This window comes from Mycobacterium sp. (genome assembly GCF_002863225.1).
Lineage (GTDB): Bacteria > Actinomycetota > Actinomycetes > Mycobacteriales > Mycobacteriaceae > Mycobacterium.
Genome location: NZ_PKEK01000090.1, coordinates 57,092 through 69,942, shown reverse-complemented (window position 1 = coordinate 69,942; position 12,851 = coordinate 57,092). Strand labels below are relative to the sequence as shown.

General features: G+C 67.7%; 13 protein-coding genes. 6 read left to right on the top strand and 7 right to left on the bottom strand.

The genetic code is table 11. From position 1 onward, the window contains the following. Window positions 1-186: 186 nt before the first annotated feature. On the bottom strand, window positions 187-657 hold the full coding sequence (locus tag CYU59_RS25570; RefSeq protein ID WP_293004086.1) for a hypothetical protein: 471 nt from the start codon (window positions 655-657) through the stop codon (window positions 187-189). A 57-nt stretch (window positions 658-714) separates the two neighbouring features. On the opposite strand from CYU59_RS25570, the gene CYU59_RS25565 reads away from it, so the two are divergent. Then, window positions 715-1,695 (top strand): phosphotriesterase-related protein, encoded by a 981-nt coding sequence (locus CYU59_RS25565; protein WP_293004085.1) that lies wholly within the window; start codon window positions 715-717, stop codon window positions 1,693-1,695. Beyond that, window positions 1,692-3,158 (top strand): AMP-binding protein, encoded by a 1,467-nt coding sequence (locus CYU59_RS25560; RefSeq protein WP_293004084.1) that lies wholly within the window; start codon window positions 1,692-1,694, stop codon window positions 3,156-3,158. Before CYU59_RS25565 ends, CYU59_RS25560 begins: the two co-directional genes overlap by 4 nt. Here CYU59_RS25560 and CYU59_RS25555 read toward each other — a convergent pair. Continuing rightward, window positions 3,124-4,308, bottom strand: coding sequence for an acyltransferase (locus CYU59_RS25555; RefSeq protein ID WP_293004083.1), 1,185 nt, complete (start codon window positions 4,306-4,308; stop codon window positions 3,124-3,126). The two genes, CYU59_RS25560 and CYU59_RS25555, sit on opposite strands and share 35 nt — an antisense overlap. A 204-nt stretch (window positions 4,309-4,512) precedes the next feature. Here CYU59_RS25555 and CYU59_RS25550 point away from each other — a divergent pair, with 204 nt between their 5' ends. Together CYU59_RS25550 and CYU59_RS25545 are read left to right on the top strand one after the other, a co-directional pair. Next, a complete protein-coding gene (locus CYU59_RS25550) occupies window positions 4,513-5,757 on the top strand; it encodes a DUF3068 domain-containing protein (protein WP_293004082.1) in 1,245 nt (414 codons plus the stop codon). Window positions 5,758-5,769: 12 nt separating this feature from the next. Further along, window positions 5,770-7,467 carry a hypothetical protein gene (locus CYU59_RS25545; RefSeq protein WP_293004081.1) on the top strand — a complete coding sequence of 566 codons (1,698 nt, stop codon included), beginning with the start codon at window positions 5,770-5,772 and terminating at the stop codon, window positions 7,465-7,467. A 57-nt stretch (window positions 7,468-7,524) separates the two neighbouring features. Here the strand turns inward: CYU59_RS25545 and CYU59_RS25540 are convergent, their stop codons facing one another. Next, on the bottom strand, window positions 7,525-8,679 hold the full coding sequence (locus CYU59_RS25540; RefSeq protein ID WP_293004080.1) for a glycosyltransferase family 4 protein: 1,155 nt from the start codon (window positions 8,677-8,679) through the stop codon (window positions 7,525-7,527). Window positions 8,680-8,802: 123 nt separating this feature from the next. Here CYU59_RS25540 and CYU59_RS25535 point away from each other — a divergent pair, with 123 nt between their 5' ends. Both CYU59_RS25535 and CYU59_RS25530 read left to right on the top strand, forming a co-directional pair. Continuing rightward, entirely contained in the window at window positions 8,803-9,570 is a 768-nt protein-coding gene (locus CYU59_RS25535; RefSeq protein ID WP_293004079.1) for a class I SAM-dependent methyltransferase, read from the top strand. Between the two features lie 45 nt (window positions 9,571-9,615). Beyond that, window positions 9,616-11,097, top strand: coding sequence for an aldehyde dehydrogenase (locus tag CYU59_RS25530; protein WP_293004078.1), 1,482 nt, complete (start codon window positions 9,616-9,618; stop codon window positions 11,095-11,097). A 69-nt stretch (window positions 11,098-11,166) separates the two neighbouring features. Here CYU59_RS25530 and CYU59_RS25525 read toward each other — a convergent pair whose 3' ends face one another. From CYU59_RS25525 to CYU59_RS25510, 4 genes are all read right to left on the bottom strand, one after another. Next, on the bottom strand, window positions 11,167-11,703 hold the full coding sequence (locus tag CYU59_RS25525; RefSeq protein WP_293004077.1) for a hypothetical protein: 537 nt from the start codon (window positions 11,701-11,703) through the stop codon (window positions 11,167-11,169). Then, a complete protein-coding gene (locus tag CYU59_RS25520) occupies window positions 11,700-12,161 on the bottom strand; it encodes a DUF6286 domain-containing protein (protein WP_293004076.1) in 462 nt (153 codons plus the stop codon). The genes CYU59_RS25525 and CYU59_RS25520 overlap by 4 nt, the downstream gene beginning before the upstream one ends. Before the next feature lie 128 nt (window positions 12,162-12,289). Beyond that, the gene (locus CYU59_RS25515; protein WP_293004075.1) at window positions 12,290-12,670 is read right to left on the bottom strand and encodes an Asp23/Gls24 family envelope stress response protein; all 381 of its coding nucleotides are present in this window, start codon (window positions 12,668-12,670) and stop codon (window positions 12,290-12,292) included. Further along, a complete protein-coding gene (locus CYU59_RS25510) occupies window positions 12,663-12,842 on the bottom strand; it encodes a hypothetical protein (protein ID WP_293004074.1) in 180 nt (59 codons plus the stop codon). The genes CYU59_RS25515 and CYU59_RS25510 overlap by 8 nt, the downstream gene beginning before the upstream one ends. Window positions 12,843-12,851 lie beyond the last annotated feature (9 nt).

Below are 12,851 nucleotides of genomic sequence, written 5' to 3'. Positions count from 1 at the left end.
TGGATGACCAGTGGTCGCACTACTGTGAGCCACGTCACGTCACAAGGGGGTACGGCCAGATAAATCGCGTCATGGCTCCGCTGGCCGCAGAAGTTGATACCCCCGAAATGCTTCGTGGAACGCAAGTTTCGCCATACTGCTGCGCAGCGGCCAACGACGAGGCCTTCTGACCCGACGGCTATGCCCTCAACGGGTGTTGAAGAAGCCGTCGACGACCGCTCGCCCGACGCCCTTGGCGAACTTGCCGCGCCAGCCGCGGCGTCGCGCCCGGGCAACGTCGGCATCGACCGGCGCTTCGTCCGGTGCCGGTGTGGCGCTTGCGACCGCGACCCGGACCCGTTCGGCGAAGTCCGCTGGATCGGCGGTCGACACCATCCCGCACGGATCGCTCCACACGCCTTTGCGCCACGGCTTGTGACCACGCCGGACAACCCAGAACCAGTTGGTGGAGCGGCCGCGCCGGTGTTCCACCGCGCCGATCGCACCCAGCGGAATCACTACCGGAGACGCGGCTCTTTGCTCGTCGGTCGCCACCGAACCCCAGTGCTCGAACACCAGCGTCTGCGCCCGGTGGTCGAGTCGCACTGAGCCGGAAGTGCCGTCGAGTTGGTCGAGTTCGTCGGCCATGCCGACATTGTGCGCCGGCGATGCCGTCACCGGAGCCACTTCTCGAACCGCCCACAAGCGGTGACGGGTCGTCCTAGAGTCGGCTACGTGTCGTCAGTGAATACCGCTTCCGGACCTGTCACTACCACTGATATCGGCGTCACGCTGATGCACGAACACGTGTTCATCATGACCACCGAGATCGCGATGAACTACCCCGAAGCCTGGGGCGATGAGGACAAACGGGTTGCCGATGCCATCGACCGACTCAACGAACTGAAGTCACGCGGCGTCGACACCATCGTCGATCTGACCGTGATCGGGCTGGGCCGCTACATCCCGCGCATCGCCCGGGTCGCCGCCGCCACCGATCTCAACATCGTCGTCGCCACCGGTCTCTACACCTACAACGACATTCCTTTCCGGTTCCATTACGAGGGCCCCGGCGGACTGCTGGGTGGCCCGGAGATCATGTCCGACATGTTCGTCCGCGACATCGAGGAGGGCATCGCCGACACCGGTGTCAAGGCGGGAATCCTCAAGTGCGCCACCGACGAACCCGGTATCACCCCGGGTGTCGAGCGGGTGCTGCGCGCGGTCGCCCAGGCGCACAAGCGAACCGGGGTGCCGATCTCCACCCACACCCATGCCGGGCTGCGACGCGGGCTCGAGCAGCAGAAGATCTTCGAGGAAGAGGGCGTGGACCTGAGCCGGGTGATCATCGGACACTCCGGTGACAGCACCGACATCGGCTACCTCGAAGAGCTGATCGCCCCCGGCTCCTACCTCGGGATGGATCGGTTCGGCCTGGACCTGATCTCACCGTTCGAGGACCGGGTCGACATCGTCGCGCAGATGTGTGAGCGCGGGCACGCCGACAAGATGGTGTTGTCCCACGACGCCAACTGCTATTTCGACGCCCTGCCGGAAGAGTTGGTGCCGCAGATGGCGCCGAACTGGCACTACCTGCACATCCACAACGACGTCATCCCCGCGCTCAAAGAACGCGGGGTCACCGATGAGCAACTGCACACCATGCTCGTCGACAACCCCCGTCGCATCTTCGAGCGGCAGGGCGCCTACGCATGACCGCGCCGGTCCCCCCGATCGGCGCCCAGATCTCCGCGCTGGCCGCACTCGCTCCCGACGAGCCAGCCGTCACCTGCGACGGGCGCACGTTGTCCCGCAGCGAACTCGACCGCTCCACCAACCGGCTGGCCCGTGCCTATGCCGAACGCGGGGTCGGTGTCGGCGATTACGTGACGATGGTGCTACCCAACTCGATCGAGTGGATCCAGGCCGCGGTGGCGTGCTGGAAGCTGGGCGCGGTGCCCCAGCCGCTGTCGGCGCGCCTTCCCGATGCGGAGCTGGCCGGCCTGCTCGAGCTGCGCCCACCGACCTTGCTGGTCGGCCGGGTTCACGACGAAATATCTAGCGTGCCAACCGGATTCGTGCCCGACCCGACACTGTCCGACGATCCGCTGCCCGAGGCGGTGTCGCCGGTGTGGAAGGCGATGGGATCGGGCGGCAGCACCGGAAGGCCCAAGCTCATCGAATCCGGGGGCGACAGCAGAATTCCGGCGGCAATCGGTTACCCGCTGGGTGCGCAGGAGGGCGACGTCACCTTGGTGCCGGTGCCGCTGTCGCACAACACCGGCTTCACGACGGCGACCATCGCGCTGCTGATGCGCCACCACCTGGTGCTGATGAGCCGGTTCGAGCCGGCGAACTTCCTGCGACTGATCAGCGAATTTCATGTCACATTCTTGACGACGGTGCCGACCATCATGCAGCGGTGTCTGCCGGTCTACCACGAAAACCCCGACGCCTACGACCTGTCGTCGCTGCGCCGGTTCTGGCATCTCGGGGCGCCCTGCCCGCCCGCCATCAAGCAGGCCTGGATCGATCTGCTCGGCCCGGAGAAAGTGTGGGAACTGTACGGCGGCACCGAGTTACAGGCGCTGACCTTCATCTCCGGCGACCAGTGGTTGGCTCACCGCGGCTCGGTCGGCGTTGTGGTGGCCGGTGAGATGAAGGTGCTCGACGACGACGGCAACCCGTGCCCGCCCGGTGAAGTCGGCGAAATCTACATGCGGCCGAGCCCGGGTAGCGCACCGACCTACCGCTACGTCGGTGCGACCGCGCGCTCGCGCGACGGCTGGGATTCGCTGGGCGATCTCGGCTACTTCGACCAAGACGGGTTTCTCTACATCTCCGACCGGCGGGTCGACATGTTCACCGTCGGTGGACGCAACGTCTATCCGGCCGAGATCGAGGCGGCGCTGTCGGAGCACCCGAAGGTGTTGTCCTGCTTGGTTGTCGGCGTGCCGCACCAGGATCTCGGGCAGGTGCCCTACGCCCTGGTTCAGGCCGGGGCCGATCTGGACGAGGACACGGTGCAGCATTTCCTGCGCGACCGCATCGCCCATTACAAGGTGCCGCAGACCGTCGAGTTCGTGGACACTCCCCTGCGCGACGACGCCGGTAAGGCCCGCCGCTCGGCGGTCCGCGCGGACATCATGGCGCGATTGCCTCTTCTTGACGCGGGCTGACCGGCTCGTCGCGACGCGCGCTGCGGCGAGATTCCCAGCGCCGCAACGCCTCCCGGCACGGTGACTCGACGAGCGCATAGCTCACCGCAGAGATCGCAATGGTGAAGACCAGGGTCAACAGCAACACCTTGGGCATGTGTCCGTGGAACGCGAACAGACCGATGACCGGGAACACCATCGTCAGCGCGGCAAGATGCCACACGAAGATGCCATACGACCAGCGTCCGAGCGTGACCATCGCAGGGCTGCCCAGAAACCGATGACCGTCCCCGGGGCGATCGAGCACCAACGGCGCCACCAGTCCGGCGGCCACCAGTGCACCCATCGCGGTCTTCACGGTGAACTGCGCACTGCTGCTCGGGACCAGGCCGGCGGGACCGGCCAACGGCGACGCCGCCACCAGGTAGGCCACCAGCACCGCGGCGGCCAGCAAAAAACGGTGTCGCGCCAGTCGATGCGGCCAGCCGATCGGGGCATGAATCCACTCGGCAAGCAGCATCCCGGCGGCGAACCACGAGAAGAAGGCCGGCGGCCAGGTCAGCGGATTGAGTCCGGGCGGCGAATGAAACGGGATCCAGCCCCAGAACAGACTCGCGACCGCGACGACGGCGATGGCGGGCACCCGGGCGCGCAGCGGTAGCCGGGCGGCGAGCATCGCGAGGATCGGCAGCGCCAGGTAGAAGCTGACCTCGACCGACAGGCTCCACATCTGGGTCAGGCCGGCGGTCAACGTCAGCGGCACGTACACCTGGGTGAGCGAGAGATTCGCCAGCCACACGGTCAGGCTCGGGTGATTGCCCTGCGGCAGCAGGGTCAGAATCACCACGACCGCAACCAGATAGGCCGGCATGATCCGGACGATCCGCGACCGCAGGTAGTGACCGCTCGCCGGCCGCGGCGCCAGCCCCCGAGCCGCGGCCGCGTGGCTGCGCCACAGCAGGAATCCCGACAGCGCGAAGAACACCGCGACGGCCAGATCGAATCGACCGAACAACCGGCCGTCGACCCCACCGTTGTGTCCGGTGTCGAAGGCGACGTGGGTGACGACGACGCCGACAGCAGCGCAGGCCCTCATGCCCTCGACGGCGGGCAGGAATTTGCGGGTGCCGCCGACCGTCTCGCCGTCGCCGGATTGGCCGCTCGATCGCATGCCGACAGTCTGCCCGGTGAATGGGTACACCCCGTTTGCCCACCCCGGGGACATAAACAGGGACCTTAAATAATGCTGTTAGGGTCGAACGAGTTTTGCTTCGCTGCAGCGCCGCCAGCGGCAGAACCCCAGGTCGACGTGGGGTTCGGGCGGAACAGGTTTGCTGGCCTGAACCAGACGAGACCAGAAGGAGGTCACGGCAACGTGAACCGAGCAGTCATGTTGCGGATGGCCGCGTGCGGAATCATGGGACTCGGGGCCGCGTTGCTGATCGCCGCGCTGCTGTTGTCGACCTACACGGGCAGCAGAATCACCAAGATTCCGCTCGATCTGGACGCGACGCTGATCGGCGAGGGAAGCGGCACGACCGTCGACCCGGCTTCGCTGTACAGCCCCAAGCTCGTCGTCGACAAGAACGTTCCAGTGGTGGCCCAGCAGCAGATCGACGTCGAGTCCCCCGCCAATGCCGACGTCGTCACGTTCCAGGTGGGTAGCTCGGTTCGGCGCAGCGACAAGCAGAAGGATTCCGGGTTACTGCTCGCCCTGGTCGATACCGTCACGCTCAACCGGAAAACCGCCTCGGCGGTGTCGGACGACACCCATCCCGGCGGTGCGGTGCAGAAGCCGCGCGGCTTCAAAGACGAGAGCCCGGCCACCAACATCGCGCTGCCGCACGATGGGCTGTCCTACCGGTTCCCCTTTCACACCGAGAAGCGCTCTTACCCGTATTTCGACCCGATCGCGCAGAAGGCGTTCGAGGCCAATTACACCGGCGAAGAAGACGTCAACGGTTTGACCGCGTACAAGTTCACTCAGGACGTCGGCTACGACGCCGACGGCAAGCTGGCCGAGCCGATCCGGTATCCGTCGCTCTACGCCGACGACGCGGACAGCAAGGTCACCAACAGCGCTTCGATGTGGGGCCTGCCCGGCGATCCCGACGAGAAGATCACGATGACCCGCTACTACGCGGCACAGCGGACGTTCTGGGTCGATCCCGAGTCCGGCACAATCGTCAAAGAGCAGGAGCGGGCCAATCACTACTACGCCCGCGACGCCCTCAAACCCGAGGTGACGCTGGCCGACTACAAGGTCACCTCCAACGAAGAGACAGTCGAGTCGCAGGTCAACGCCGCCCGCAATGAGCGCGACCGGTTGGCGCTGTGGTCGCGGGTGCTACCGATCACCTTCACCGCGGCGGGCGTCATCGCGTTGATCGGTGGGCTGCTGCTCGGCTCGTTCAGCCTGCGGACCGAGACGGCTCTGAACGACCCCGAGCTGGAGAAGTCCGATCGCGGGTTCTTCGGCCGCGGCGAACCACCGGTCGAGCGGGTGTCCGGCGCCGAAGCCGAGACCGAGAAGATACCCACCCCGCCCAAAGATCCCAAGCGCGAGGGTCCGTCGAGTTCGGGGAGTTCTTCGACTCCCGCGCCACCGGACCTCCCCTAGCCAGTTCAGCGCGTGCGGTGGTCTCGTCCCGGGTACGCATTGGTCCTGGCGCTCCTGGTGGTGGCGCCGCTGCTGAGCCCCGGCTATCTGTTGTTGCGCGACGCGGTGTCGACGCCGCGGTCCTATCTCACCGATAGCGCACTCGGCCTGGTCTCCGCTCCGCGGGCGACCCCACAGGATTTCGGGGTCGCGCTGGCCTCGCATGTCGTCGACGGCGGCGTCGTGGTGAAGGCCCTGCTGGTGTTGGGTCTGTTCCTGGCCGGGTGGGGCGCCGGCCGCTTGGTCGCCGCGTTACTGCCCGAAACCGGTGCGGGTGGACAATTCGCCGCGATCACCCTGGCGATCTGGAATCCCTATGTGGGAGAACGTCTTTTGCAGGGGCACTGGAGTCTGCTGCTCGGGTACGGCTGCCTGCCCTGGATCGCACGATCCGTCGTCGTGCTGCGCTCGGGCGAAAGTGTCTGCTGGCCCATTGTTTTCGCACTCGCCTCCTGGATCGCCCTGGCCGGCCTGACACCGACCGGGCTGATCCTGGCCGCCATCACCGGACTGGCGTGCATCGCCGTTCCGGGCAGGCTCTCGCGCCGGATTTGCGCGGCAGTCGTCGTGGGAGAGGCCGCGCTGGCCGCACTGCCGTGGCTGACGGCGGCGCTACTGGGCCTGTCGTCAGCGGACCGCATGTGGGCGCACACCCCGGGCATCGCCGCGTTCGCGGCACGCGCCGAACCGGGGCTGGGCACCCTCGGCAGCCTCGCCAGCATGGGTGGGATGTGGAACGGCGATGCTGTACCAGCCTCGCGCACAACGCTTTTCACCCTGGTCTCGGCAGTGGTGCTGCTGTCGGTGGTCGCCGCCGGGGTGTTCGGGTTGCAGCATTCGCGTCCAGCGCGCCCGCTGCTGGTGCTGGCCTTCGCCTCGGTGCTGATACCGGCTGCGCTGGCCACCGGCGCGGGCCTGTCCGCCTTGCACGCGTTGGTCGACGCGGTGCCGGGCCTGGGCGTGCTGCGCGACGGGCAGAAGTGGGTCGCGCTGGCGATGCCCGGTTACTCGCTGGCCGCAGCTGCCGCGGTCTCGACATTGCGCCGGTGGCTCGGATTCCGGGGCCCGGTGGGCCCTGCGCTGACGTGCTGCCTCGTGCTGCTGCTGTCGCTTCCCGATCTGGCGTGGGGCGTCGCGGGGAAGGTCCAGTCGGTGCACTATCCCGCCGACTGGCCGGCCGTCGCCGCGACGATCAATCGCGCACCCGCCCAGGTTGCGGTGTTGCCGGCCGACAGCATGCGGCGCTTCGCCTGGTCCGGCCGGGCGCCGGTGCTCGACCCGCTGCCGCGCTGGCTGCGTGCCGACGTGTTGACGACCGGCGACCTGAACATCTCGGGGACGACGGTGCTCGGCGAGGGTGACCGGGCCCGGGCGGTGCAGCGTCTGCTCCTGACGGGCGCCGACCCGGACCAGCTACGGGCCGCCGGCGTGGGGTGGCTGGTGGTCGAGCGTGGGACGCCCGGCGACGTCAGCGCGGCCGCCGACACGTCGGCGCGGTTGCCGGTGGCCTATCGCGGACGGGACCTGGTGCTCTACCGGGTCGGCGGTGACACGCCCGGCGCGTCGCCGGGTCGTCGGGCGGGGGTGATCGTCGCGCACCTGATCTGGCTGGCGACGCTGATCGGCGGAGCTGCCGGCTGGGTGGTCATGCGCCCACGAGCGCCCGGCTGACCGGGCCGTCGACTTCGAGCGCCCGCGCAGCAGGGCTCTCGGCGACGACGGCCTCCGCTACACCACGCCGGAGACGCGGTCACCAGCGACGACCGACTCCAGCACCGACCGCAGCGCGTCGGCGGTCTGCCGCCACGAAAACTCTGCGCTGCGCGCCTGCGCCTTGGCGCCGAGCTGATCGCGCAGCACCGGGTCGGTGAGCAGGCGCTCGAGCCGGTTGACGAGCTCGGCGTGGTGGTCGACGAGTACACCGGTCACCCCGTCGATGATCGAGTCGGCCAGCCCGCCCGACGAGCGATAGCCGATGGTGGGCACCGCATGCTGAGCCGCCTCGATGACCGCCAGGCCCCATCCTTCTTTGCGTGACGGCAGCACGTGCACCCAGGCCTGTTGCATGACAAGGTGTTTCGCAACATCGTCGACGTGCCCGTGAAACGTCACCGCATCGCTGATGCCCAGGCGTCGAGCGTGGTCGGTCAATCGCCGATCCCACCAACCGCCGCCGACGACGTCGAGGTGCAGGTCTGGAATCGACGCCCGCAGCCGGGCCACCGCGTCCAGCGCGTCCTCGATCTGCTTGTGCGGCACCAGCCGCGAGAGCACCACCACCCGTGGGCCGCGCGCCCGGGCACCGGTCAGGGATGCCTCGGGTGCCTCGTCAAGCCCGTTGCGTACCACAGCAATTCGCGCGTCCTCGACACCGAGGCCGACCAGGTCGCGCGCAGACGGGAGGGACACTGTCACGTACTGGTTGCCGCGATGCAGCCGCGGCGACAGCCACGATTCGACGAACCACCCCACCCTGCCGAGAAACCAGCCGGCGACCGGCCACTGTTCCCGATGGCAGTGGTGTACCAGCACCACGACGCGGCGGCCGTAGATGAGCCGGGCCAGAAACGGCAAGCCGTTCTGAGTGTCCACGACGACGTCCGGTCGGACGTGGCGCAACGACCCGACGCCGAGCCGGGCCGCCGCCATCGCCAGCAGGGCCCAGATGTAGACGGAGTAGCGCCCACCTGAGCGGCTGACGCGGACGCCGTCGACAACCTCGCGTCGGGCGGCGCCGCGGTAGCGCGCGGTCCGCAGAGTGACGTCCACCCCGGAAGCGGCCAACTGGGCGCCGATGCGCTGCAGGTAGGTTTCGCTGCCGCCGCCCTGCGGGTGACCGGTATCGCGCCAGCACAGCAGCAGCACTGAGCGAACGGCGGACATCGGGTCAGCCTAGCCGGGTGACGATGCTCGCCGCGAAAACGGCGAGCCGAGGAACCCGGCACTTCGACCTAGCCGGGTGACGATGCTCGCCGCGAAAACGGCGAGCGGCTTTAGGGTTGGCCGGTGGCCGTGGCAGAAGTGTTCGCCCGACGGGCGACGTTGCGCCGGTCGGTGCGGCTGCTGGCGAGCTTTCGCCATGAGCAGGGTGAGCCGCCAAAGTTCTACGGTCCACTGGCCGTCGACACCGCCGCCATGGTCGCCGACCTGTGGCAGGGCGTTCACGGCGAGCGGCCGACCGGGCGCAGCGTGCTCGACGTCGGCGGCGGGCCGGGTTACTTCGCCTCGGCGTTCGACGACGCCGGGTTGCGCTACATCGGGGTCGAGCCAGACCCCCGTGAAATGCATTCTCCAGCAACGGTTTTGACCCGTAAGGCAGGGACCTTCGTGCGGGCTTCGGGGATGGCGCTGCCCTTCGCGGACAACTGTGTCGACATCTGCCTGTCGTCGAACGTCGCCGAGCACGTCCCGCGCCCCTGGGAGCTTGGCAGCGAGATGCTCCGCGTGACACGTCCCGGCGGATTGGTGGTGCTGTCGTACACCGTCTGGCTCGGCCCGTTCGGCGGCCACGAAATGGGCCTGACCCACTATCTGGGCGGAGCCCGCGCGGCGGCGCGCTACGCCCGCAAACACGGCCATCCGGCCAAGAACAACTACGGGTCGTCGTTGTTTGCGGTGTCGGCGGCGGACGGGCTGGACTGGGCGTCCAGCACGGGGGCGCTGATCGCCGCGTTCCCGCGCTACCACCCGAAATGGGCTTGGTGGCTGACGTCGCTGCCGGTGGTACGCGAGTTCCTGGTGAGCAATCTCGTGCTGGTGCTCCAACCGCAGTAATGAAACGTGTTCTCGTTTCGCGGCGGCTTCGGTAGGGTGACGACCATGACCCAAGTCACAACCGAGCAAGCTACGACGGAGTACGACAAGCTTTTCATCGGCGGTAAATGGACCGAACCGTCGACGTCCGAGGTCATCGAGGTGCACTGCCCGGCGACCGGCGAATACGTCGGCAAGGTGCCCCTGGCTGCGGCAGCCGACGTCGACGCCGCGGTCGCCGCGGCCCGAGCGGCCTTCGACCACGGACCATGGCCCTCGACGCCGCCGAAAGAGCGCGCGGCCGTGATCGCCGGCGCACTCAAGCTGATGGAAGAGCGCAAGGACCACTTCGTCAAACTGCTCGGCGACGAGACCGGTCAGCCGTCGATGTCGGTCGAGACGATGCAGTGGATGAGCGGTATCGGCTGCCTGAACTTTTTCGCCGGCCCCGCCGTCGACCAGGTCAAGTGGCAAGAAGTACGTAACGGTGGCTACGGCCAGACCATCGTCCACCGTGAGCCGCTCGGCGTGGTGGGCGCGATCGTGGCGTGGAATGTCCCGCTGTTCCTGGCGATCAACAAGCTGGGCCCGGCACTGCTGGCCGGTTGCACCGTGGTGCTCAAGCCGGCCGCCGAAACACCGCTGAGCGCAAACGCTTTGGCGGAGGTGTTCGCCGAGGCCGGTCTGCCCGAGGGCGTGCTCTCGATCGTCCCCGGCGGCATCGAGACCGGCCAGGCGCTGACGGCCAACCCCGACATCGACATCTTCTCGTTCACCGGGAGCTCGGCGGTCGGCAAGGAGATCGGCAAGCGCGCCGCCGAAATGCTCAAGCCTTGCACGCTCGAACTCGGCGGAAAGTCGGCCGCGATCCTGCTCGAGGATGTCGACTTGGCCGCGTCGGTGCCGATGCTGGTGTTCTCCGGCGTCATGAACAGCGGGCAAGCCTGTGTGGCCCAGACCCGCATCCTGGCGCCACGCTCACGCTACGACGAAATCGTCGAGGCCGTCGGCAATTTCGCGGCCTCGCTGCCCGTCGGACCGCCGTCGGACCCGGGCGCGCAGATCGGATCGCTGATCTCGGCGAAGCAGCGGGAACGCGTCGAGGGGTACATCGCCAAGGGCGTCGAGGAGGGTGCCCGACTGGTGACCGGCGGTGGGCGTCCCGAAGGACTGGACAACGGCTTCTTCGTTCAGCCAACGGTATTCGCCGACGTCGACAACAAAATGACGATCGCCCAGGAGGAAATCTTCGGCCCGGTGCTGAGCATCATTGCCTACGACACCGAAGAGGACGCGATCAAGATCGCCAACGACTCGGCGTACGGATTGGCCGGCAGCGTGTGGACCACCGATGTGCCGCGCGGCATCAAGATCTCCGAGCAGATCCGCACCGGGACATACGCGATCAACTGGTATGCGTTCGACCCGTGCTGTCCGTTCGGCGGTTACAAGAACTCCGGGATCGGTCGCGAGAACGGCCCCGAGGGTGTCGAACACTTCACCCAGCAGAAGAGCGTGCTGATGCCGATGGGCTACACCACCGACTAGTTTCGGGTCGCCGAGGCAGTTGCCCGCGCGTACGAATTCGACTGCGCGGCCATCTATCTCAGCAATGTTTCACTGCACAACCACGCCACGCTTGAAGTCGATCCGCAGCACGCTGCGCACCGCCACTTCCTCGCCCAGCATCCGGCCGACCGTCTGCGCTGTGCGATCGGCCGCTGCGATTCCGGGCTGGATGCCGCGCCGTGCCGGCACTACCGCCGTGAGCGTCACCGTCGGTTGACCGCGTTCGATGACTGCGCTGCCGCGGGCTTTGACAACGCCAGTCTCTTGACCGAGCGCGGCAGCGGCAGCGGTGGCGACGCAGTCTGCGTCGGCGGTGAAGTCGTAGGTCTTGGCGGCCAAGGAAACCCTCGACGCCTTCCGCGGGTATCGGTGTGCTGCCAGCCAACGGCACCCCAGCGCTACCGACACCAACCCCGTCGCGGCGCAGGCCCACGGCCACCACCAAGCCTGCACGTAGTTTGCCAGCTCGATTCGCGGGCTGACGATTCTCTGTTGCCACGCGACGAGGAAACAGCCGAGCGCCAACAGACCGATGCCCGACAGCAGCGTCACCACCCGATCCAAAGCCACGGCGCGCCGGGTCACGAGCGGCTCTCCGTGCGGAGCCGGACAACGACACGCGGTGGTGTTCTCAGGCTGCTCAATTCGTCGGACACCGCTGCGGCAATGGAGTTTTTGACATCGCGGCTGGCGGTTCCGGTGATCCGGCATCGAACCACCACCCGTCGCCGAGACACCTTCGCCCGCGCCTCCAGCACCCCGCCGACGGTTTGCGCCGCAGCGACGGCGATCTTGCCGACGTCCTTGATGCGCAAATACACCGCGGTGTCGGCTGCCAACAGACGGGCCGTACGACGTCTGGGAGCCAGCGCGGTCAGCGCCAGTCCGAGGCCGACCACGGCCAGGAAGATGCCCGCGGGCACCAGCCAAGGCCCCGGCCGCACGTTGTCGATCGCCCGCAACACCACCGGAAGCCAAGGTGAACCTTGCGTCCATCCCGCCGACAGCACCGCATCACGCACCGCGACTGCACCGCTCGCCACAAGGACGAGAGCAATCGCAACGCCGACACGGCTGGCGCCGGCCGCCGCTACAGGCGCTGGCGCCGGAAGAACGTGCAGACCGACGCGATCAACAGAGACCGCGCCAGTCGCGTGCAGATCCGTCGTGTTCACAGCAGTCCCCTCCCGTAGGTCGGGTCGCCTGGCGGGACGACGGCGCCCACATGCACAGTGACGCGGTCGACCGCCAATCCGCTCACAGACTCAAGAGCGTCGCGAACGTGAGCGCGAGTGGCAGCCGCAACGTCACTCAGCGGCCGGCCCCAGCCCACCGCAATCTCGACGTCGGCGCAGACCCGCTCACCGGCGACGGCGACCGTGGCCCGCGGCAGAGCCCGCCCGGCCAGCTTCCCCGGTCCGCTGCGGTGTCGGTAGACGTCGGGCGACGTCAACGCCGCTGCGACGACGATGCTCTGAACAGCGCGCTCGCGTATCTCCAGTCGGCCCGCGTCGCCTGAGTCAGGGGGCGCAGATGCAGCAAGGTCAGCCACGGCCGCGCCCCCGCAGCCACGTGGTGGCATCGAATTCACCGTCCCGGTGACCGCCGATGACATATCCGATGGCGCCCAGAACCAATGCCAGTAAAAATCCCGTGAATCCGCCGGCGGCGCCCGCCACCCCGAGAAGCACACCGGCCAACATGCCGGCTGTTGCTGTCGTCATTGCCGTCCT

Excerpts from the sequence above, each read along its gene's own strand:
- CYU59_RS25510 (WP_293004074.1), bottom strand. The coding sequence starts at position 12,842 with ATGACGACAGCAACAGCCGGCATGTTGGCCGGTGTGCTTCTCGGGGTG.
- CYU59_RS25540 (WP_293004080.1), bottom strand. The coding sequence starts at position 8,679 with ATGTCCGCCGTTCGCTCAGTGCTGCTGCTGTGCTGGCGCGATACCGGT.
- CYU59_RS25555 (WP_293004083.1), bottom strand. The coding sequence starts at position 4,308 with ATGCGATCGAGCGGCCAATCCGGCGACGGCGAGACGGTCGGCGGCACC.
- CYU59_RS25530 (WP_293004078.1), top strand. The coding sequence starts at position 9,616 with ATGACCCAAGTCACAACCGAGCAAGCTACGACGGAGTACGACAAGCTT.
- CYU59_RS25560 (WP_293004084.1), top strand. The coding sequence starts at position 1,692 with ATGACCGCGCCGGTCCCCCCGATCGGCGCCCAGATCTCCGCGCTGGCC.